Source organism: Stutzerimonas chloritidismutans AW-1, from assembly GCF_000495915.1.
Lineage (GTDB): Bacteria > Pseudomonadota > Gammaproteobacteria > Pseudomonadales > Pseudomonadaceae > Stutzerimonas > Stutzerimonas chloritidismutans.
On sequence record NZ_AOFQ01000013.1, the window covers coordinates 15,549 to 34,852 of the forward strand.

At 62.6% G+C, this 19,304-nt stretch carries 19 protein-coding genes and 3 tRNA genes; 3 read left to right on the forward strand and 19 right to left on the reverse strand.

Annotation, left to right across the window (positions count from 1 at the left end):
* Positions 1-49: 49 nt before the first annotated feature.
* From F753_RS29660 to dinB, 14 genes are all read right to left on the reverse strand, one after another.
* On the reverse strand, positions 50-583 hold the full coding sequence (locus tag F753_RS29660; protein ID WP_023444311.1) for a pilus assembly FimT family protein: 534 nt from the start codon (positions 581-583) through the stop codon (positions 50-52).
* A 73-nt stretch (positions 584-656) separates the two neighbouring features.
* A complete protein-coding gene (locus tag F753_RS29665; RefSeq protein ID WP_023444312.1) occupies positions 657-1,124 on the reverse strand; it encodes a type IV pilin protein in 468 nt (155 codons plus the stop codon).
* Between the two features lie 23 nt (positions 1,125-1,147).
* A complete protein-coding gene (locus tag F753_RS29670; protein ID WP_023444313.1) occupies positions 1,148-1,672 on the reverse strand; it encodes a prepilin-type N-terminal cleavage/methylation domain-containing protein in 525 nt (174 codons plus the stop codon).
* A gap of 44 nt (positions 1,673-1,716) precedes the next feature.
* A complete protein-coding gene (locus tag F753_RS29675; RefSeq protein WP_023444314.1) occupies positions 1,717-2,955 on the reverse strand; it encodes a type II secretion system F family protein in 1,239 nt (412 codons plus the stop codon).
* A gap of 81 nt (positions 2,956-3,036) precedes the next feature.
* The gene (locus tag F753_RS29680) at positions 3,037-4,761 is read right to left on the reverse strand and encodes a GspE/PulE family protein (protein WP_023444315.1); all 1,725 of its coding nucleotides are present in this window, start codon (positions 4,759-4,761) and stop codon (positions 3,037-3,039) included.
* Positions 4,758-5,552: a tetratricopeptide repeat protein gene (locus tag F753_RS49915; RefSeq protein ID WP_023444316.1), complete on the reverse strand. Its 795-nt coding sequence runs from the start codon at positions 5,550-5,552 to the stop codon at positions 4,758-4,760. The genes F753_RS29680 and F753_RS49915 overlap by 4 nt, the downstream gene beginning before the upstream one ends.
* A 39-nt stretch (positions 5,553-5,591) precedes the next feature.
* Positions 5,592-6,128: a hypothetical protein gene (locus tag F753_RS49920; RefSeq protein ID WP_023444317.1), complete on the reverse strand. Its 537-nt coding sequence runs from the start codon at positions 6,126-6,128 to the stop codon at positions 5,592-5,594.
* Entirely contained in the window at positions 6,125-7,054 is a 930-nt protein-coding gene (locus F753_RS29690; protein WP_023444318.1) for an ExeA family protein, read from the reverse strand. The genes F753_RS49920 and F753_RS29690 overlap by 4 nt, the downstream gene beginning before the upstream one ends.
* A gap of 8 nt (positions 7,055-7,062) precedes the next feature.
* A complete protein-coding gene (gene mshL, locus F753_RS29695; RefSeq protein ID WP_023444319.1) occupies positions 7,063-8,664 on the reverse strand; it encodes a pilus (MSHA type) biogenesis protein MshL in 1,602 nt (533 codons plus the stop codon).
* Positions 8,661-8,960 (reverse strand): Type II secretory pathway component, encoded by a 300-nt coding sequence (locus tag F753_RS29700; RefSeq protein ID WP_224742813.1) that lies wholly within the window; start codon positions 8,958-8,960, stop codon positions 8,661-8,663. Before F753_RS29700 ends, mshL begins: the two co-directional genes overlap by 4 nt.
* Before the next feature lie 19 nt (positions 8,961-8,979).
* The gene (gspM, locus tag F753_RS29705) at positions 8,980-9,651 is read right to left on the reverse strand and encodes a type II secretion system protein GspM (RefSeq protein ID WP_023444321.1); all 672 of its coding nucleotides are present in this window, start codon (positions 9,649-9,651) and stop codon (positions 8,980-8,982) included.
* Complete coding sequence (locus F753_RS29710) at positions 9,644-10,249, reverse strand: PilN domain-containing protein (RefSeq protein ID WP_023444322.1); 606 nt, start codon at positions 10,247-10,249, stop codon at positions 9,644-9,646. The genes gspM and F753_RS29710 overlap by 8 nt, the downstream gene beginning before the upstream one ends.
* Positions 10,249-11,169 carry an MSHA biogenesis protein MshI gene (locus tag F753_RS29715; RefSeq protein WP_023444323.1) on the reverse strand — a complete coding sequence of 307 codons (921 nt, stop codon included), beginning with the start codon at positions 11,167-11,169 and terminating at the stop codon, positions 10,249-10,251. The genes F753_RS29710 and F753_RS29715 overlap by 1 nt, the downstream gene beginning before the upstream one ends.
* Before the next feature lie 330 nt (positions 11,170-11,499).
* A complete protein-coding gene (dinB, locus tag F753_RS29720; protein WP_023444324.1) occupies positions 11,500-12,564 on the reverse strand; it encodes a DNA polymerase IV in 1,065 nt (354 codons plus the stop codon).
* Between the two features lie 98 nt (positions 12,565-12,662).
* Here dinB and F753_RS29725 point away from each other — a divergent pair, with 98 nt between their 5' ends.
* Positions 12,663-12,917 carry a hypothetical protein gene (locus F753_RS29725; protein ID WP_023444325.1) on the forward strand — a complete coding sequence of 85 codons (255 nt, stop codon included), beginning with the start codon at positions 12,663-12,665 and terminating at the stop codon, positions 12,915-12,917.
* Positions 12,918-12,930: 13 nt separating this feature from the next.
* On the opposite strand, the gene F753_RS29730 is transcribed toward F753_RS29725, so the two are convergent.
* The 5 genes from F753_RS29730 to uvrB all read right to left on the reverse strand — a co-directional run bounded on the left by F753_RS29730 (position 12,931) and on the right by uvrB (position 17,615).
* Positions 12,931-13,380, reverse strand: coding sequence for an acyl-CoA thioesterase (locus F753_RS29730; RefSeq protein WP_023444326.1), 450 nt, complete (start codon positions 13,378-13,380; stop codon positions 12,931-12,933).
* 191 nt (positions 13,381-13,571) lie between these two features.
* Positions 13,572-13,647 (reverse strand) — tRNA-Glu (locus tag F753_RS29735).
* Positions 13,648-13,721: 74 nt separating this feature from the next.
* A tRNA-Ala gene (locus F753_RS29740) sits at positions 13,722-13,797 on the reverse strand.
* 166 nt (positions 13,798-13,963) lie between these two features.
* On the reverse strand, positions 13,964-15,445 hold the full coding sequence (gene gltX / locus F753_RS29745) for a glutamate--tRNA ligase (RefSeq protein WP_023444327.1): 1,482 nt from the start codon (positions 15,443-15,445) through the stop codon (positions 13,964-13,966).
* Positions 15,446-15,599: 154 nt separating this feature from the next.
* On the reverse strand, positions 15,600-17,615 hold the full coding sequence (gene uvrB / locus F753_RS29750; protein WP_023444328.1) for an excinuclease ABC subunit UvrB: 2,016 nt from the start codon (positions 17,613-17,615) through the stop codon (positions 15,600-15,602).
* A 296-nt stretch (positions 17,616-17,911) separates the two neighbouring features.
* Between uvrB and F753_RS29755 the strand changes: the two genes are divergently transcribed.
* Together F753_RS29755 and F753_RS29760 are read left to right on the forward strand one after the other, a co-directional pair.
* Positions 17,912-19,108: an amino acid aminotransferase gene (locus F753_RS29755; RefSeq protein WP_031297299.1), complete on the forward strand. Its 1,197-nt coding sequence runs from the start codon at positions 17,912-17,914 to the stop codon at positions 19,106-19,108.
* Positions 19,109-19,210: 102 nt separating this feature from the next.
* A tRNA-Asn gene (locus tag F753_RS29760) sits at positions 19,211-19,286 on the forward strand.
* The last annotated feature ends 18 nt before the right edge of the window (positions 19,287-19,304 follow it).

Here is a 19,304-nt window from a genome sequence, read left to right on the forward strand (position 1 = left end):
TGCTCGTTGGGCTTCGCAGGCTCAACCCAGCTTACGGTCTGGAATCGAGTCATTGGCCCACCTCGATAAAGCCGGTGGCGGAGTGGACGGTAAAGGTGTGGCTGCCAATCGTGGTCACACATCGTCCGCCGGGACAGGCTTCGTTGACGCTGCCAAGGGAGTTGAAACTGATGGCGAGTGCTTTAGTGACAGCAACGCCAGTCGGCAGCGACTTGACGTAGTCGTTTCCGACAGGCATGACACCGCAATCGCCGCCGCTGTAATTCAATGAATATCCAGAAGTATCGATTTGAAAGGCAATGGGGCAACCACTCGCCACAGCCAGCTTCTGCCCATAGCGAACAGTCGAGAGCGCTTCCTCGAAATAAAAGCGTTCATCGAAGACCTTGCGGTCGAAAAAGTGCGGTACGGCCACGGCGGAGATAACGCCGAGAATCACGATCACCATGATTAACTCGACGATCGTAAAACCGCGCTGTTTAACCATTAGCCGGCCCTTCTGCTCAAGCGCGTCGGAGGAGTGATTTATCTCGCCTCCAGGAATTAATGGCAACCCGGCAAAAGCCGGGTTGCGGAAGAGCATCGTAAGGCCGGCGAACCCCGTAGATCAAAGATGCGGGGGTTAGTTGGCCGAGCGCACCCACTTTACAGGCTTATTAATTGCAATTAGTCGTAACCGCTTTAATATCAGGAACCTCACCCGAAGTTGTTGGCGCTGTATATATCACAGCACATGTAGCCTGATTGTCCGCCGAAACTCCTTTGTGAGTGTAAGCGATTCCAGTCGTCGGCTGTGTTGTCAACAGAACGAAATCCCCAGTACTTGCAGTGATATTTAAGCCAGATAGCTCAGCGATATCGTCCTCTTTCGGATAACCATTCACCAGCGTAAACGTTTTCCCTTCGACGGAGATATCGTTCGTTGAACCATTCTTGGCGAGCCAAGAAGAGTGAGCCATCGCGGAAGCTGACTTCATCGAGCCATACGCGGCCTGAACGGTAGCTCCACGCGCATCCGCTCCCAAATCTACAAACTTAGGCAATGCAAACGCAGCCAAAATCCCCAAAACAACAATCACCATAATCAACTCAATCATGGTGAAACCGCTCTGTTGCTTCTTCATAGTTGTCGCTCCTTGTTTATGAATCATTGAAAGTTGACGAAGACTTCGCCGGTATTGGCGTTGTATTCGATGACGTCGTCGCCGCCATCGAGGTTGTAGGTGAACAGGCAGCGGGTGCCGTTGGCCGTGGCTGTAAATGCCGGATTGGTGCCGGTCAGGCTCTGCGAGGAAGCCTGCAGCAGGTTGCTCCAGAGGTTGCGGCATTCATCGGCGGACATGCTGGTGTTGGCGAGCGGAGTGCCGCTGCGTTCGGTGCCTACGGGCCAGCCGTTGGCATTCACATCCATCGCGCCGTTGCCGTAGCCCTGTACGTTGATCTGGCAATTTCCTGCCAGACAGGCATTGCTGCCGCCGCCGCGATTCAGTTCGTACTGGCCGCGCACCAGCGAGACGGCCGACGTCAGCGCACCACCAGCGCTGCGCACGCTGGCGCGGTGGGCGTCCTTGGCCGAGTCGATGAAGTGTGGCAAGGCGACCGCGGCCAGGATGCCGAGGATGGCGATGACCACGACCAGCTCGATCATGGTGAAACCCTTGTGTCGTTGCATCGTGCCTCCGTGGCTCATGTGGAATGTCGCGATTCGTAAGCTCATCAACCCCTCCCCTGCGCCGCGCTACCCAGTTCCCACATCGGCAGAAACACGCCGAGCGCAAGAATCAGCACCATCACGCCCATGGCCACGATAAGAATCGGCTCGATGCCATCAGCCAGCTGCTTGAGGTCATAGTCCACCTCCTGCTCGTAGAAATCGGCGACTTCGATGAACAGGTCATCCAGCGCGCCGGTTTCTTCGCCGACGGCCATCATCTGCAGTACCAACGGAGTGAACAGACCGGAGTTGTGCGCCGAACGGGTCAGCGCTTCGCCGCGTTCGACGCTTTCGCGAATGCCGAGAATCGCCTGGCCGATATGCTGGTTGCCGACGCTGGCGCTGTTGATCGAGAGCGTCTGCAGCAGCGGCACGCCGGCGCGATACATCATCGCGAAGGTGCGGGTGAAGCGCGCCAGGGCGATACGTTCGAAGATGCCGCCGACGATGGGCAGGCGCAGCTTGATGCGGTCCCAGCGAAGTCGACCGGCGTCGGTTTCGATCCACTTGAAGAAGGCGTAAAGCCCACCGACGATGCCCAGCAGCAACAGCCACCAATAGTCGCGCATGAAGTTGGAGGTGTCGATCAGCACGCGCGTGGCCCACGGCAGTTGCGCGTGGAACTGGGCGAAGACCTTGGCGAACGCCGGGATCACCAAGAGATTGATGACACCCAGCGCCACTCCCATGGCCACCAGCACGAAGATCGGATAACGCGTGGCCTGCTTGATGCGCTTGCGGGTCTCGCGCTCCAGCTCGAGATAGGCAGACAACTGCTTGAACGCCTGGTCGAGCTGGCCGGTGTTCTCACCGACGCTGACCATGCTGACAAACAGATTGTTGAACACCTTGGGATGCGCGTTCAGCGCGACCGCCATGGACTGGCCGCTTTCGAGGCTGGCGCGCACGTCCTGCAGAATGCCGCGGAAATACAGGTTGCGATTGGATTCGGCCAGACCGCCGATGGCGCGAATGATCGGCACGCCGGCCTTGTTCAGGCTGTACATCTGGCGGCTGAAGATGATCAGTTCGTCCAGATCGACACGTTTGCGCCGCAGCTTCTCGCGCAGTACGGCAAACACGTCGACGCTATCGGCCTGGGCACGCTCCGCATCGATGGTGAGCGGGGTGATCTGGCGCGACACCAGCTCGCTGGCCACGGCGTCAGCGCTGGCGCCATCGAGCGCGCCGCTGACCCGTGCGCCGCGCATATCGCGGCCGGTATAGCGGAAGCTAGGCATCGGCAGGCTCCCCGCGAAGCGACCGGACGGCGCCCGTGGCGCTGGCGCCTACGGCCGCGATAGGCAGGAGACTAGCGGCGATCACGCGATCACCTCGTCGTCCGCCAGGGTGGCGCAGACCTTCACCACCTCGTCGATACTGGTGACGCCGGCGATGGCGTAATCCAGCGCGCACGCCGCGAGTGGTCGATAGTGCGCCTGCTGGCGCGCGGCCTCGGCGAAGCCCTGCGGATCACCCCGACGAAGCGCGGCGATCATCGGTTCGTCCAGTTCCAGCAGCTCGTACACGCCGACACGGCCGGCATAGCCGCTGTTGTGGCATTGATGGCAACCATTGCCGCGCTTGAAACGGTGGTCGCGCAGCGAGCCGCCGTGCAGCGCTTCCAGCCAGGCCAGTTGCCGAGGATCGGGCTGATCGTCCTCCATGCAGTTTTCGCACACGCGGCGTATCAGACGCTGGGCCAGCACCGCATTCAGTGCGGTAGCGACGAGGAAGGGCTCAACGCCCATGTCGATCAGGCGCATGGCCGAGGTCAGGGCATCGTTGGTGTGCAGCGTCGAGAGTACGAGGTGGCCGGTCAGTGCGGCGCGCAGGCCGATCTCGGCGGTTTCCTGGTCACGGATCTCGCCGACCAGCACGATGTCCGGGTCCTGACGCAACGCGGCGCGCAGCACGCGGGCGAAGGTCAACTCGATCTTGGCGTTGACCTGCACCTGGTTGACCCGCGGCAGGCGGTACTCCACCGGGTCCTCGACGGTGATGATCTTCTTCTCCGGGCTGTTCAGCTCGGAAAGCCCGGCGTAGAGCGTGGTGGTCTTGCCCGAGCCGGTAGGGCCGGTGACCAGCACCATGCCGTGCGGACGTTGCAACAGGCGCCGGAAGCGCTCGAGCATCGCTGGCGGCATGCCGGTGCCTTCGAGCTTGAACATCGCGCCGCTCTGGTCGAGCAGTCGCATGACCACCGATTCGCCGAACTGCACAGGCATAGTGGAAACCCGCACATCAAGGTTGCGGTTCTTCACGCGGATGTTGAAACGGCCGTCCTGCGGCAAGCGCTTTTCCGAGATATCCAGGCCGGACATGATCTTCAGGCGCATGACCAGCGCCGAAGCGACGCGGTGCTCCTTCATCACCTGTTCGTTGAGCACGCCGTCGATACGCTGGCGAATCCGCACCACGCCTTCGTCCGGTTCGATGTGAATGTCCGAGGCCTTCATCTGCACGGCGTCCTCGAACAGCGTCTGCAGCAGGCGCACCACCGGCGCATCGCTGTTGCTTTCGCCGAGGCGCGAGAGGTCAAAGTCGCTTTCCTGCAGCTCACCTTCCAGCTCGCCGGCCAGCGAGGCGATTTCGCTGGTGCGGCGGTAGAGCTGATCGAGCGCGCCGAGCAGCTCGCTTTCCCGCACCACTGCCGGGTGGACGCGCTTGCCTAGCAGGCGCTCGATCTCGTCCTGAGCGAAGATGTCCAGCGGGTCGGTCATGCCCACCAGCAAACCATCGCCCTGGCGGGACAGCACGATCACCCGGAAGCGCCGGGCGACCGCCTCGGGCAGGCTCTGGGTCAGCTGGTTGTCGAACTTGTAGTGCTTGAGTTCGACGAAGGGAATCTGCAGCTGCTCGGACAGCGCCCGCAGCAGGCGGCCTTCGTCGATGAAGCCGAGGTCGAGTACCGTGCGCCCGAGCTTGGAGCCGGTGCGCTTCTGGTCCTGCAGCGCCTGCTGCAGTTGAGCCTCGCTGATCAGGCCGGCTTGGACCAGCAGATCGCCGAGACGAATCTTGCGCTGGCGCATGTCTTGCGCGGTCATCGGGCACCTCCGAGTACGCCGGCACGTTCGGCGGCGAAGCGCCGCGAGTTGTCATCGAGCCCCTGCCCTTGCGCGGCCAGACGGTAGTGGCGCGCCGCCCGGGCGGGTTGATCGATCTGTTCCAGCGCGATGGCCAAGCCCAGCTGCCAGGCCGCCTGCTGCGGCTGGAAAGCGACCAGCTGGCGATAAACCGCAGCGCTGCCCGTCCAGTCGCCAACCTGCTGTTGCAGAGCCGCCAGCAGTGCGTGATAGCCCGGATCGCTCGCCAGCGACGGCGCGTTCTGCACCAGGGTGGCGAGCGCGGTTTGCTTGTCGCCGCTCTGCAGCTGGCCACGGGCTAGCAGCATACGCAGCTCGGCATCGAACGGCCGGCTCTGCAGCCGGGCCGGCAGCCACTCGAGCAATGGCTCGATCCGTCCAGCCGCCAGGTAAGCACGAGCCAACCAGCGGGCCGCCTCGGCGTTGTCCGGCTGTGCGGCATGGAGCGCCTGCAGCAGCTCGATGGCACGGGGGAAGTTCTGCTGCTGCAGCGCGTCGCGCGCCTGGGCCAGCGGGTCCGGTCGATGACTGCCGATCTGCACGGTGGGCGTGGTGGCAACCTGGGGTCTGGCAACCGGGGCCGGGGCCGGGGCTGGCTCGGCGACCGGTTGCACATCCGGCGCGACGGGCGGCGCGGTTTGCGCGTCTGGGGCGGTGCGGGTGACCCACTCCGGCAGGCTCGCTTCGTCCAATGCCGGCTCGGCAAAAGGCAGCTCCAGGTCCTCAGGAACGGCGACTGGTGCGCCATCCATGTGGACTTCCAGCCAGAGCTGCGCATGGCCAGCGGCCGGCTAAAGCCGATCACGCACGTCGAGGCGATCGGTCATACCGAGCAGCAGCACCTGCACCTGGTCGCCCTGCTGTTCCACTCGCCAGGACAGACTTAGGCCATTGCTCGCCACACGACCGTTTCGCGGGCCACCGGCGAGCGTCACATCCGGCAGGCGCAGACTGATCGCGCCGCCTTCGTCGGTGCGCTGATAGCTGATCGAGCGATCCAGCAGCAACTGCAGCACGAAACGGCCACCGTCTTGCTGCGGCAAGACCTCGAGGAGCTGAGTTGCAGGCACCGCAGCGACCACCGGAGCGGCGGCAGGTGACTCCTGCACAGCCGGGGCTTGCGCGAAACGTTGGAACAGCACCACCGATGCCGCGGCGACCACCGCCCCGATAGCCAGCGGCAACAACCAGCGGCGCAGCCGTGCCGATCGCTGACGCCGCGTTGCGGCTGTTTCATCGACAGCCTGCATGTCGAGGAATGGGCTCTGCCCGCCGGATGCCGCGCCGCGCGCTTCGAGATCGCGCAGCATGTCGTTGACCAGGCTCATGGCCGCACCTCGGCCAGCTGCGACAGCCATGGCAATGCACTCAGCAGCAGGCTCAGGGTTGCCGCCCCCGCCAGCAATGCCCAACGCAACGGAAGGGCTGCACGCAGGAACGGTCGCGCACCCTCGGTATCAGCCAGGGCACGGTGTACGTGGCGGCTGCCGACCCGTCGCTGGCCTTCGCCAAACGCCGCCATCAGGCACTTGTTGGCCAGGATGTTGAGCAACCGCGGGATGCCACCGCTGCCCTTGACCAGCAGACGAATCGCGGCCGGCTTGAACAGCGGTTCACCTTGATAACCGGCAACCGCCAGGCGTTCATGCAGGTAACGCCTGGCATCGCTGACATCCAGCGGGCGCAGGCGATAGGAGAATGTGATGCGCTGGCGCAATTGCCGGAAATTTTCGCTGGCCAGCGTAGCGTCCAGTTCAGGCTGGCCGAACAGCACCACCTGCAGCAGTTTGCGCTGCTCGGTTTCCAGATTGGTCAGCAGTCGCAAGGCCTCCAGCGTGGCCGGTGGCAGCGCCTGCGCCTCATCGATCAACAGCACGGTGCTCTTGCCCTGGCCGGCCAGCTCGATCAGCCGGCGATGCAGTGCCGTCAGCAGCCCATGGTTATCCAGCTGCTCGACCCGCGGCACATGCAGCTCATGGGCCAGCGCCTGGCGCAGCGCCATGGGTCCGAGCGCCGGATTCGGCAGCCAGGCGAGCTGGTAGTGCTCGGCATCCAGTTGCTTGAGCAGCGCGCGGCAGAGCAGGGTCTTGCCGGTGCCCACTTCGCCGGTCACCTTGATGAAGCCCTCGCCTTCGGCCAGAGCCACGCGCAGCAGGTTCAGGCACGCCTGGTAAGGCGGCAGGCGAACCATGAAGCCGGTATTCGGCGTCAATGCGAATGGCTTTTCCTGCAGGCCGAAGAATGCTTCGTACATACCGATACTTACCTGACCTGCCGGAACGAATCGGCGCTGCGGCGCAGCTCGTCGAGCCAGACCTGATCGTCGATCACCTGCGGGCGCACCAGGATGACCAGCTCGGTCTGCTCGAGCGATTTGCGTTGCTGCTGGAACAGGCTGCCGACGATGGGCAGCTTGGAGGCCCAGGGAATGTTGGCGTCGTTGTTGCTGTTGCGGTTTTCCAGCAGGCCACCGATGACCACGACCTGGCCGCTGCGCGCACGCACGATGGAATCCGACTGGCGCGTGGTGGACAGCGCCAGTGGCAAGTTGAAGACGTTGTCGGAACCGCCCAGCTGGATACTCTTGTTCTGATCCTGAACGCGGCTGACGGTCGGCCGCACGTGCAGCGTGACCTGGTCGTTCTCGTCGATCTGCGGAGTGACGTCCAGCGAGATACCGGAGAAGAACGGCGTCAGGGTGATGTCCAGATCGGGCGCGGTAGTGCCGCCCGCCAGCGAGGTGGTGGTGGTCGAAACGTCGGTGACGAAGAACTCGTCGGTGCCGACCTTGATCACGGCCTTCTGGTTGTTGAGGGTGGAAATCCGCGGGCTGGAAAGCACCCGCACATCGCCTTGGGTTTCCAGTAGCTGCAGCACGCCGCTGAAGTCGCCGACGCTGACCGCAGCGCTGAACACGCCACCGACATTGTTGACGCCGTCCAGCGTATCGCCCTGTACACCCAGCGCGAAGTCGGCATTGCCCATGGAGCCCAGCTGCGCCCAGTTGATCCCGGACTGGAAGCCATCGGACAGGCTCACCTCAAGAATCTTGGTTTCTAGAATCACCTGACGCTGCAGGTTGCGCTGTGCCTGCTGCAGGAAAAGCTCGACGTTCTGCTGGTCGGCACTGGATGCACGAACCACCAGCAGCCCGGCCTGCGGATTGACCACCACACTGTTGTCCGCCTCGCTGCCGATCATCATCGCCACGACTTCGCGCACTTCACTCCAGAAGTCGACGGTGCTGCTGGTCAGCAACTGACTGGCATTGACGGTGCTGGAGGTCGAGTTGGTCGTGGTACCGCTTGCGCCGGTGTCGGTGTTGTCGCTGGTGCTGACCTGGCCGGAGCTGACTCGGGTATCGGTCATGCCTTGGCGCTGCAGGTTGAGGTAGTTCAGGTCATAGGTGCGGGTGACCGCGGTGTTCGCCTGGATCTGGTAGCCATAGCTGGTGCGGCGATAGTCGTAACCGTAGCTGTCGCGCACCGCCGCGAGCACTTCTTCCAGCGTCACGTTGCGCAGGCTGAAGGTGATGTTGCCGGTCACCGCCGGGTGCACCAGCAGGTTCTGTCCGGCGTTGTCCATCAGGCTGAGGAAGAATTCGCGGGCCGGCATGTCGTTGGCGACCACATCGAAGCGCGGGCCACTGACAGCCGAACTGCCGTCGACGCTCAGCGGCGGAATTAGCGCAGCCTGCACCGACGGCGGCGGCAGCGCCTTGGCCTGGGTCTGCTGCAGGCTTTCCTCGAACAGACGGTTGCTCTGCTCGTAGAGGCGCTTGTCGCCGTCCTCGAATGTCTGGCAGGCGGCCAGCAGGCAGAACAGGCTCAGCAAGCCGAAACGTGGAAAAAGGGTCGGCATCATGGTCGGACTTGGCTCGGAGTAATGATCGGGGCAACCAGACGCAGCGTCTGCTGCTGGCCGTCGCGCTCGATCAGGACGGAATTCGTGTTGATGGCCAGGACTCTGGCATCGGCCAGGGTGTCGCCGACTCTCAGCGATTGGCCGTTGAGCACCGCCCGGGCGCTCTGCGCACCGCGGAAAATGGCCTGCAGGTGCAGCGTCGCCGGTGCCTGGCGCTCCGCTGCAGCGGTCACGAACGCCGCGGGCGGGCGCGTGGGGTCGAGCGCGTAGGCCGAAGCGGGCAGCAAAAGGAGCAAGCAAAACGCACGAGAAAAATCAGACACCAACCCACCCCGCTTCGCGACTCAAGGTATGCAGCTCCAGCGTGATCCGCGCCTTGTCCGGCCCGGCCTCATCGATGTGATAGTCCAGGCTGTCCCAATGCAGACGCCAGCCACTGTTCTGCACCGCCTGCAGGTAATCGAGCAGGTCGAAGTAGCCGCCTTGCAGGGTCAGACGCAGACCGTGCCGATAGAAGCTGACCGCCGCTGGCGGCGTGTCCTTCGCGGCATCCGACGCGGGCAACTCCAGCGGCGTGCTGAAACTCTGCAGCGCGACCATCTGCAGATGAGGCTGCCGGCGCAGCAGGTCCTGCAGCAGCGCTTTCATGCGTGCAGGTGAAACCAGTGAGCGGGTCTCCTCGTCGATGCTGCGCAGAATCTGTTCGCGATTGGTGCGCGCCACATCGAGGGCGTCTCGATAGGGACGATTGGGGTCGGCCGCGAGCTTGGCCTGAAGTTCGAGCAACGCATTGTTCGCCTCCAGCTGACGGGCTTCGGCGAGACGCAGCTGGCTGTCCTGCTGGGCGATGCGCTCAGCGAGCGGCTCAGCCACCAGCAGCAGATAAAGCATGCCCAGCAGGGAAGCGCCGACCAGCACGCTCAGCCACTGTTCGCGCGGTGCCAGCGCCTGCCAGCGCTGCCGCAGGCTTTGCATGGCGTTATTCATCGTCGCCCTCCTGCGCCGCACGGGATGCCAGGCGGAACGCCAGCAGGCCACTGTCGTCGCGCTGCAGATCGAAGCTGCCGAACTCACGACCCTGCAACGTCTTGCTGCGCCCGAGGCTTTCCAGGTACAGCGGAAGCAGTTCCTGATCCTGGCTCAACCCGCGCAACAGCATGTCGCTGCCGCCAGCCTGCAGACGGATGCGAGTCAGCCAGAGCCCGCGCGGCGGGTGCCGATCGGCCAGGGCCGTCAGCACTGGCGCGAAGCCGCTGCGCAGCTGGCCATCGAGCGCGCGCAGATGCGTTGCGAGGCGTTGCAGCTGGCGGTTCTCCGCTTCCCGCTCCGCCAGTTGCGCAGGCAGCCGGGTATCCAGCGTCGGTTCCCGATAGTTGGCCTTGAAGGCGGCCAGCTGCGCCTCTGCAGAAACCGCCTGCGCCTCGGCCAACTGACGGTCCGAGGCGCGCTGCTTGAGGTTCCAGCCCTGCCAGGCAGCATGCGAAGCCAGGGCAAGCGCCAGTACACATGCGCCAAGCAGCAGTTGCCGCGAACGCGGGCCACCCTGCTGACGACGTTCGCGCTGATAGAGATTGACGTTCTGCATCAGACGGCGTCCTGACGCAGGGCGGCGCCGACGGCGCCAATGCAGAACGCCTGCTGCGCTTCGGACAGCTCGGCACCCGGCTGGCCGGGGAAAAGCTCGCGCAGGTCGAGGCGTTGCAGGTTCACCGCCAGGCCACTGGCCAGCCCCTGATAGGCGCGTTCGCCATCTTGCTTCATGGGCAGCAACATCAAGCGATTGATATAGCCCTTGCCGAGTTGGCTCTCGAAGTAGTCAAGCGAGCGCTGGATCTCCAGTGTCGTACTGCTCAAATCCTGGGCGGCACGGGCCAGCCCCTGCTCGATACGCCGCGCCATGTAAAGGTCGGCGCCGTTCTGGATGCAGATCAGGCCTTCGCTGGTGCGCAGGCGCAGCAGTGCGAGATTCATGCCTTCGGCGCCGGCGAGCGAGCCCAGGTTGCGAAACGCCATCTCGGTGATGTCGATGCTCGCCATGTGCAGACCGGCCTGGCGCACGAGCTGGGCGTAATGCTGCATCCGGGTTTTCTCGAGAACGGCGCAATAGACCATGCGCGTGCGCCCGCGATAGGCGTCCTCGGGCAGTGCGAAACAGTCGATCACCACATCGTCCAGCGACTGGCTGATCATGTCCTTGATGCGCCAGCGCATGGCGTCACGCAGCTCCTGCGGTGGCACTTCAGGCGCTTCGAGAAGGAACATCTGGTATTCGGAAGGGTGTAGCAGCACGTTCGTCGGCAAGCCCTGCAAGGCGCGTTCGCTCACGGCCCTCTCGAGCAACGCGGCCTGCGCGTCGGCGCTGCCTTCCAGGTGTTCGCAGTACGGCAGCAGCGGCCGCGCACCGGGCACCCGAACGACCTGCGCCAACGCGATACCTTGCGGACCAGCCTCGATGCCGAGCATGCCGGCTGGTTTTGATTTCTTGGTTTTGGAAAACAGACCCACCAATGGCTCCCTCGCCAAGACGTCGGTGCTCAACTGCCAGAAAGCAGAGAATCGATATTGAGGGCGTCAAATAGATAGCATATTGCCATCTTGCGTGACTCTAACAATATCCGATGGGTGCGTCCAAATATTGTCGTAAATCAATCGCACACCACAAAAGCGTCAATCTAAGGACGTCAAGTCTCGCGCGCATTTTGGGTTAATTAATAAGCTGGCGCTATATCGGCTTAAGCCCTTTCGTCGCACGAGGGCATCACAAACTACGCACCTGACGAACGGTAGTCAGCGGAATGAGCACGCGATGGATGCAGGAAAAGGAAACTGGCGCTCTTAGAACAGAGTGAGCTGCTCGAAACCACCGCGCAGATCGACCAACCGCACGCCGACGCCAATCAACCGAACCGGCCGCGCACCACGGGAGAAGGCGATGGCGAGCAGATCGGCGTAGTCGTCGATTTCGAGTCCGGCGCCAGCCTGCTCCATTGTGGTCTGGGTGAAGTCATGGAATTTGAGCTTTACGAAGGGCTTGCCGGGTCGATAGCCGTTGTCGAGGCGCGCCATGCGGGTAGCCAACTGCTGCAGCAGCTCCGGCAGACGCTCAAGGCACGCCGCCAGGTCCGGCAGATCGCGGTCGTAGGTCTGCTCGACACTCACCGACTGGCGCCGGCTTTCCACCTGTACCGGGCGCTCATCGATGCCGCGCGCCAGTCCCCAGAGCCGCTCACCAAAGGCGCCGAACTCGCGAACCAGGTCCAATCTGCGCCACTCGCGCAAGTCGCTACAGGTGCGGATGCCGAGCCGGCCCAGCTTCTCAGCGGTCACACGACCGACACCATGCAACCGCTTGACCTCCAGCATCTGCACGAACTCGTCGACCTGCGCCGGGGTGATGACGAACAGGCCGTCGGGCTTGTTCCATTCGCTGGCGATCTTGGCGAGAAACTTGTTCGGCGCCACCCCCGCCGACACCGTGATGCGCAGCTGCTGCCAGACTCGACGGCGGATGTCCTCGGCGATACGCGTGGCGCTCCCGGAAAAATGCTCGCAGGCAGTGACATCCAGGTAAGCCTCGTCCAGCGACAGCGGCTCGATCTGCTCGGTATAGGTGCGAAAGATGTCATGGATCTCACGCGACGCTTCCCGGTATGCATCCATTCGCGGGCGCAGGATCAGCAGATCAGGGCACAACTTCAGCGCGTGCCCGGAAGCCATGGCCGAACGAACGCCGTATGCACGTGCCTCGTAATTGCACGTGGCGATGACCCCGCGCCGATCTGCGGCTCCACCAACCGCGATGGGCCGCCGAGCCAGGCTGGGATCGTCACGCATCTCGATCGCGGCGTAAAAGCAGTCGCAATCGATATGGATGATCTTGCGAAGGGTGGACTGACTCACGGAAAACGGGGCACCGGGCAGGAGTGAACGAATCTTCAGCGCAGCAGGTCGGTTATTGAGATGGTAAGTCCTTTATCACCCGATAGCCGGAGGTTCAGATGAAAATCTTGTACGCAGGCATCATCGCACTGGGCAGCTTGTTTTCCGCGGTTGCGCTGGCCGACCAGGACATGATGAACACTCAGCCGCAAGGCACCAACATCCAGCAGGAAAAGAAAGGCGAGGGACTGGTTCGCGAAAACGAAGATGGCGGCGCCGACCCGAAAATGAAAGAGGAAATCCAGGAAGATTGGCGCGAGGATGCCGAGAAGCGCCGCGAGAGCGACGTCATGAAGCCCGAGCAGCGCGGCTGAGCAACCAGCTTCGTCAAAGCTCCAGCGGGTACGGCTGAACCAGCGCTTTACCGTAGCCGTCGATGAACTCAGGCGGCATGCGCTTGGGTTTCCCGCTGGAGAGCTCGATACAGACGAAAGTCGTCTGCGCGCGCAGCAGCGTAGCGCCGTCGGCCGGTCGGATCAGCTGGAAATTGCGTTTCATCTTCAAACGCTGATCGGATTCGGAAATCCAGGTTCCCAACTGCAGCAAGTCACCGTCATAAGCCGCGGCCAGATAGTCGATCTCATGCCGCAGCACCGCCATGGCCCGATCGAGGCGGCGATAGTCGTCGATGCCCAACCCCAGACTCTGCGAATGCTGCCAGGCACACCGCTCCAGCCAGGTCACATACGCAGCATTGTTGGCATGGCCCAACTCGTCGATATGCTCGGACTGCACCTGCAGCTCGATGGTGAACGCGTCCGCCTGATCCCAGCTCATTCGTTGCAAGCCTCGTTGGCCGTTTGCGATGACCCATGAAACCGCAGCCGCCGCGATGAGTCACGCCTGTTGCTGCGAGCAATGACAAGACATTCAGCGCAGTGCGGCTAAAGCGACTTTTCGACCACGCAAAACAAAAAGGGCCATCTCATGAAAGATGACCCCTTGAAGCCCAAAACGGGCAATAAAAATGGCGTCCCCTAGGGGACTCGAACCCCTGTTACCGCCGTGAAAGGGCGGTGTCCTAGGCCACTAGACGAAGGGGACGCAAACCCTTCAAGCACAACCTGTATCGCTTATGCGGCAAATACAAGCTGGTGGCAAATTCTGCTCTTCGAGATTGGTGGAGCTAGACGGGATCGAACCGTCGACCTCTTGCATGCCATGCAAGCGCTCTCCCAGCTGAGCTATAGCCCCATCTCGAGGACGGGGCGCATATTAGGGGCGCCCCCAAGTAGTGTCAACAACAATTTCCAACGGGCCGAAGTTTTTTTGGCATTAGGAACAACTACTTACCACCGACGAATGGTAACGGCGACACCTCGGGGCGATGCTGGTCACAAGCACCGCCCCTGCCCCGCACTCAGACAATCGTCGCCGCGAGCTTCTCCCACTCCTTGGCTTCCTTCTTCGACGCGCCACCGAGCAACTCGAGTGCGTTGCGCAGGCGGAAGCGCGTCAGATCCGGGCCGAGAATCTCCATCGCGTCGAGTACCGATACCGAACTGGCCTGCCCGGTGATGGCGGCGAACATCAGCGGCATCACATCGCGCAGCTTGAAGCCAAGATGTTCCGCCACCTGGGTGATGCACGCGGTGATGCGCTCCTTCTCCCACTGGCGCAGTGCTTCCAACTTCCACAGAATCAGCTGCATGACCTGGCGCACCTGCGTCGCATCGAGCTTCTTGTGCGCGAACAATGCGGGGTCGAGCGGCAATGCACCGGAGAAGAAGAAGCCAGCCAATGGCGCAATCTGGCTGAAGGTTTCCACGCGCTGCTGCACGTGCGGCGCGATCTGCATCATGTACTGCGGATTGAATGCCCACTTCTGCACTTCGGCAGCGAACTGTTCGACCGGGAGTTCGCGCAGCCACTGGCCGTTCAGCCAGGAAAGCTTCTCCAGATCGAAGATCGGTCCGCCGAGCGATACGCGATTGATGTCGAAGTGCTCGATCATCTCGTTCAGCGTGAATTTCTCGCGCTCGTCAGGCATCGACCAGCCCATGCGCCCGAGGTAGTTGAGCATCGCCTGTGGCAGAAAACCCATGCGCTCGTAGAAGGTCACCGAGGTCGGATTCTTGCGCTTGGAGAGCTTGCTCTTGTCGGGATTGCGCAGCAGCGGCATGTAGCACAGCTGCGGCTGCTCCCAGCCGAAGTACTCGTACAGCTTGATCAGCTTGGGCGCCGACGGCAGCCACTCTTCGCCACGCAGCACATGAGTGATGCCCATCAGGTGGTCATCGACCACGTTGGCGAGGAAGTAGGTCGGCAGGCCATCGGCCTTCATCAGTACCTGCATGTCCATGCGATCCCAGCCGATCTCGACGGTGCCGCGCAGCATGTCGTTGACCTGACACACGCCTTCGCCCGGCACCTTCATCCGAATTACATGGGATTCACCAGCAGCGATGCGACGCTGAGCTTCGGCCGGATCGAGGTGCATGCAATGGCCGTCATAACGCGGCGTTTCCTTGTTCGCCATCTGCTCGGCACGCACCTGATCCAGGCGCTCGCTGCTGCAGAAGCACGGGAACGCATGGCCCTTGCTGACCAGCTCGTCCGAGTACTTCTTGTAGATCTCGCCGCGCTCGCTCTGCCGGTACGGGCCATGCGGACCGCCAACGTCCGGACCCTCGTCCCATTCGATGCCCAGCCAGCGCAGCGCATCGTAGATCTGCTGCTCGGATTCACGGGTCGAGCGCACCTGATCGGTATCCTCGATGCGCAAGATGAACTGGCCGCCGTGCTGTCGGGCGAAGCACAGGTTGAACAGCGCGATGTAGGCAGTACCGACGTGGGGATCGCCGGTCGGAGATGGCGCGATGCGGGTGCGAACCGTGGTCATGAATGCTCTCGGACGGTAGGGACATACGGAAAGGGACGAATGTTAGCAGGCGCTGCGCAGCCGGCTCCAGCCGAACACCGGGAAGCAAAGCGAGAGCGTCCCGAAGGAGACGCTCCGGGACAGGCCGAAACGGTCGATCCGCCAGAATAGCTTGCTAGACCTGCAACAAGCGCTCGCGCAGCTTGTGAATCTCGTCGCGCGCCTCGGCGGCCGCCTCGAACTCCAGATCGCGCGCCAGACTCAGCATCTTCTCTTCCAGCTGACGAATCCGCTTGGTGATCTCGCTCGGCGAACGCAGTTCGTTCTCGTAACGCGCATTCTCCTCCGCCGCTTTCGCCTCGCCACGCCGCTTCTTGCTGCGCGAGCCCGGTACGGTTGCGCCTTCGAGGATGTCCTGCACGTCCTTCTTCACGCCCTTGGGCACGATGCCGTTGGCCTCGTTGAAGGCAATCTGCTTGTTGCGCCGCCGCTCGGTTTCGTCCATGGCGCGCTGCATGGACCCGGTGATGTTGTCGGCATACAAAATCGCGCGACCGTTGAGATTGCGCGCCGCGCGGCCGATGGTCTGGATCAGCGAGCGCTCTGAACGCAGGAAGCCTTCCTTGTCCGCATCGAGGATCGCCACCAGCGACACCTCAGGCATATCCAGGCCTTCGCGCAGCAGGTTGATGCCCACCAGCACATCGAAAGTGCCCAGCCGCAGGTCGCGGATGATCTCGACCCGCTCCACGGTATCGATGTCCGAATGCAGGTAGCGCACGCGCACATCGTGATCACTCAGGTAGTCGGTCAAGTCCTCGGCCATGCGCTTGGTCAGCGTGGTGACCAGCACCCGCTCCTCCTTGACCACGCACTTGCGAATCTCCGACAGCAGATCGTCGACCTGGGTCAGTGCAGGACGCACCTCGATCTGTGGATCGACCAGGCCCGTCGGACGCACCACCTGCTCCACCACGCGGCCCGCATGTTCGGCCTCGTAAGGTCCGGGTGTCGCGGAGACGAAGATGGTCTGCGGGCAGATCGCCTCCCATTCGTCGAAGCGCATCGGCCGGTTATCCAGCGCCGATGGCAGGCGGAAGCCATACTCCACCAGGGTTTCCTTGCGCGAGCGGTCGCCCTTGTACATCGCGCCGACCTGCGGCACCGAAACGTGGGACTCGTCGATCACCAGCAGCGCGTCGGCCGGCAGGTAGTCGAACAGCGTCGGTGGCGGCTCGCCAGCATCGCGCCCGGACAGATAGCGCGAGTAGTTTTCGATGCCGTTGCAGTAACCCAGCTCCATGATCATTTCCAGATCGAAACGCGTGCGCTGCTCGAGCCGCTGGGCCTCCACCAGCTTGTTCTGGCTGCGCAGGTAATCGAGCCGCTCGCGCAGCTCGTCCTTGATCTTCTCTATCGCGTCGAGCAGGGTTTCCCGCGGCGTTACGTAGTGGCTCTTGGGATAGAAGGTGAAGCGCGGCAGCTTGCGGATGACCTCCCCGGTCAGCGGATCGAAGGCCGACAGGCTCTCCACCTCATCATCGAACAGCTCGATGCGCACCGCCTCGAGATCCGATTCCGCCGGGAAGATGTCGATCACGTCGCCGCGCACACGGAAGGTCGCACGAGCGAAATCCATGTCGTTGCGGGTGTACTGCAGGCCAGTCAGCCGGCGCAGCAGCTCGCGCTGATCGAGCCGATCACCACGATCGACGTGCAGGACCATCTTCAGGTATGACTGCGGATCACCCAGACCGTAGATGCACGACACAGTGGTGACGATGATCGCATCCGGGCGCTCCAGCAGCGCCTTGGTTGCCGACAGACGCATCTGCTCGATGTGATCGTTGATCGATGCATCCTTCTCGATGAAGGTGTCCGACGACGGCACATAGGCTTCCGGCTGGTAATAGTCGTAGTAGGAAACGAAATACTCGACCGCATTGTTCGGGAAGAACGCCTTGAATTCACCATAGAGCTGCGCGGCCAGCGTCTTGTTTGGCGCCAGCACCAGCGTAGGACGCTGCACATGGGCGATGACGTTGGCGACGCTGAAGGTCTTGCCCGAGCCCGTAACGCCCAGCAGCGTCTGGTGCGACAACCCCGCCTCGATGCCTTCGATCATCTGCCGAATGGCCTCCGGCTGATCGCCGGCCGGCTTGAAACGGGTGACCAGTTCGAACTTGGACATTTCGCCTCTCTAGGTAACATGTGCGAGCTTGGCAGCCGGACTTTCGAACAGCCATCCAGCGGTTTGGCGCGACAGCCAGCGGATCCTGAATTCCGCCACCAGCGATGGGCGCGCAGAGCCGAGAAACCGCCCATCTTTCCAGTACGCAAAACGCACCGAAAGTGATCAGAAAACCTCGGTAGCATATCGCAGGCAACAGGCTTGACCGCTATACTACCGCCCCGTTTGCGCATCACCCTGCGCGCCGACGCGAGGGTGGTGAATCTAGTCACTCTTCTCTTTCGAGCCCCCTCACCATGAGTTTGTTCTCTGCTGTCGAAATGGCGCCGCGCGATCCTATCCTCGGCCTCAATGAAGCCTTCAACGCCGACACGCGGCCGAACAAGGTCAACCTCGGTGTCGGTGTCTACTACAACGAAGAAGGTCGCATTCCACTGCTGCGCGCCGTGGTCGAGGCGGAGCATGCCCGCATCGCTGCCCACGCGCCCCGCGGCTATCTGCCGATCGAGGGCATTGCCGCTTACGATGCTGCCGTACAGAAGCTGCTGTTCGGCAACGATTCTCCGCTGATCGCCGAAGGCCGGGTGGTGACTACCCAGGCGCTCGGCGGAACCGGCGCACTCAAAGTCGGCGCAGACTTCCTCAAGCGCCTGCTGCCGGACGCCGTGGTTGCCATCAGCAACCCGAGCTGGGAAAACCATCGCGCGCTGTTCGAGTCGGCCGGTTTCCCGGTCCAGAGCTACAGCTACTATGACGCGAGCAATCACGGCATCGATCGCGCCGGTCTGCTGCAGGACCTGAAGAACCTGCCACCCCGCTCCATCGTCGTGCTGCACGCCTGCTGCCACAACCCGACCGGCGTCGATCTGAACCTGGATGACTGGAAGCAGATTCTCGACGTGCTGCGTGCCCAGGATCACGTGCCGTTCATCGACATCGCCTACCAGGGCTTCGGCGACAGCATCGAAGAGGACGCCGCCGCCGTGCGCCTTTTCGCCGAGTCGGGCATGACCTTCTTCGTTTCCAGCTCGTTCTCCAAGTCTTTCTCGCTGTACGGCGAACGCGTCGGCGCGCTGTCGATGGTCACCCAGAGCCGCGAGGAGTCGGCTCGCGTACTGTCGCAGGTCAAGCGCGTGATCCGCACCAACTATTCCAACCCGCCGACCCACGGCGCCACGATCGTCTCCGCGGTGCTCAACAGCCCGGAACTGCGCGCCATGTGGGAAGCCGAGCTGGGCGAGATGCGCAGCCGCATCCGCGAGCTGCGCCTGAGCATGGTCGAGCAATTGGCGGCCAAAGGCGCGAAGACGGACTTCAGCTTCGTTGCCGCCCAGCGCGGCATGTTCTCCTACTCCGGCCTCACGGCCGAGCAGGTCGAGCGACTGCGTGTGGAGTTCGGCGTCTACGCCATCAGCACCGGTCGAATCTGCGCCGCCGCACTGAACCGCAACAACATCGGTCACGTCACTGACGCCATCGTTCAGGTGCTCTGACTCCAGCCGCCCGGGGCCCTCTCAGACCCCGGGCGCGGCGTCGTTCCTAGCGGCGCAAAGGGTTGACTTCTCTTTTGCAAACAGTAGGATACGCACCGTTGTTCCGCGATAGCTCAGTCGGTAGAGCAAATGACTGTTAATCATTGGGTCCCTGGTTCGAGTCCAGGTCGCGGAGCCAAATTTCAAAGCCTCGGTT

What these genes read in the sequence shown, in the direction of transcription:
- F753_RS29660 (WP_023444311.1), bottom strand. Translation starts at nt 583, where the DNA reads ATGCTCTTCCGCAACCCGGCTTTTGCCGGGTTGCCATTAATTCCTGGA.
- F753_RS29665 (WP_023444312.1), bottom strand. Translation starts at nt 1,124, where the DNA reads ATGAAGAAGCAACAGAGCGGTTTCACCATGATTGAGTTGATTATGGTG.
- F753_RS29670 (WP_023444313.1), bottom strand. Translation starts at nt 1,672, where the DNA reads ATGCAACGACACAAGGGTTTCACCATGATCGAGCTGGTCGTGGTCATC.
- F753_RS29675 (WP_023444314.1), bottom strand. Translation starts at nt 2,955, where the DNA reads ATGCCTAGCTTCCGCTATACCGGCCGCGATATGCGCGGCGCACGGGTC.
- F753_RS29680 (WP_023444315.1), bottom strand. Translation starts at nt 4,761, where the DNA reads ATGACCGCGCAAGACATGCGCCAGCGCAAGATTCGTCTCGGCGATCTG.
- F753_RS49915 (WP_023444316.1), bottom strand. Translation starts at nt 5,552, where the DNA reads ATGGATGGCGCACCAGTCGCCGTTCCTGAGGACCTGGAGCTGCCTTTT.
- F753_RS49920 (WP_023444317.1), bottom strand. Translation starts at nt 6,128, where the DNA reads ATGAGCCTGGTCAACGACATGCTGCGCGATCTCGAAGCGCGCGGCGCG.
- F753_RS29690 (WP_023444318.1), bottom strand. Translation starts at nt 7,054, where the DNA reads ATGTACGAAGCATTCTTCGGCCTGCAGGAAAAGCCATTCGCATTGACG.
- mshL (WP_023444319.1), bottom strand. Translation starts at nt 8,664, where the DNA reads ATGATGCCGACCCTTTTTCCACGTTTCGGCTTGCTGAGCCTGTTCTGC.
- gspM (WP_023444321.1), bottom strand. Translation starts at nt 9,651, where the DNA reads ATGAATAACGCCATGCAAAGCCTGCGGCAGCGCTGGCAGGCGCTGGCA.
- F753_RS29710 (WP_023444322.1), bottom strand. Translation starts at nt 10,249, where the DNA reads ATGCAGAACGTCAATCTCTATCAGCGCGAACGTCGTCAGCAGGGTGGC.
- F753_RS29725 (WP_023444325.1), top strand. Translation starts at nt 12,663, where the DNA reads ATGAAAATCTTGTACGCAGGCATCATCGCACTGGGCAGCTTGTTTTCC.
- F753_RS29730 (WP_023444326.1), bottom strand. Translation starts at nt 13,380, where the DNA reads ATGAGCTGGGATCAGGCGGACGCGTTCACCATCGAGCTGCAGGTGCAG.
- gltX (WP_023444327.1), bottom strand. Translation starts at nt 15,445, where the DNA reads ATGACCACGGTTCGCACCCGCATCGCGCCATCTCCGACCGGCGATCCC.
- uvrB (WP_023444328.1), bottom strand. Translation starts at nt 17,615, where the DNA reads ATGTCCAAGTTCGAACTGGTCACCCGTTTCAAGCCGGCCGGCGATCAG.
- F753_RS29755 (WP_031297299.1), top strand. Translation starts at nt 17,912, where the DNA reads ATGAGTTTGTTCTCTGCTGTCGAAATGGCGCCGCGCGATCCTATCCTC.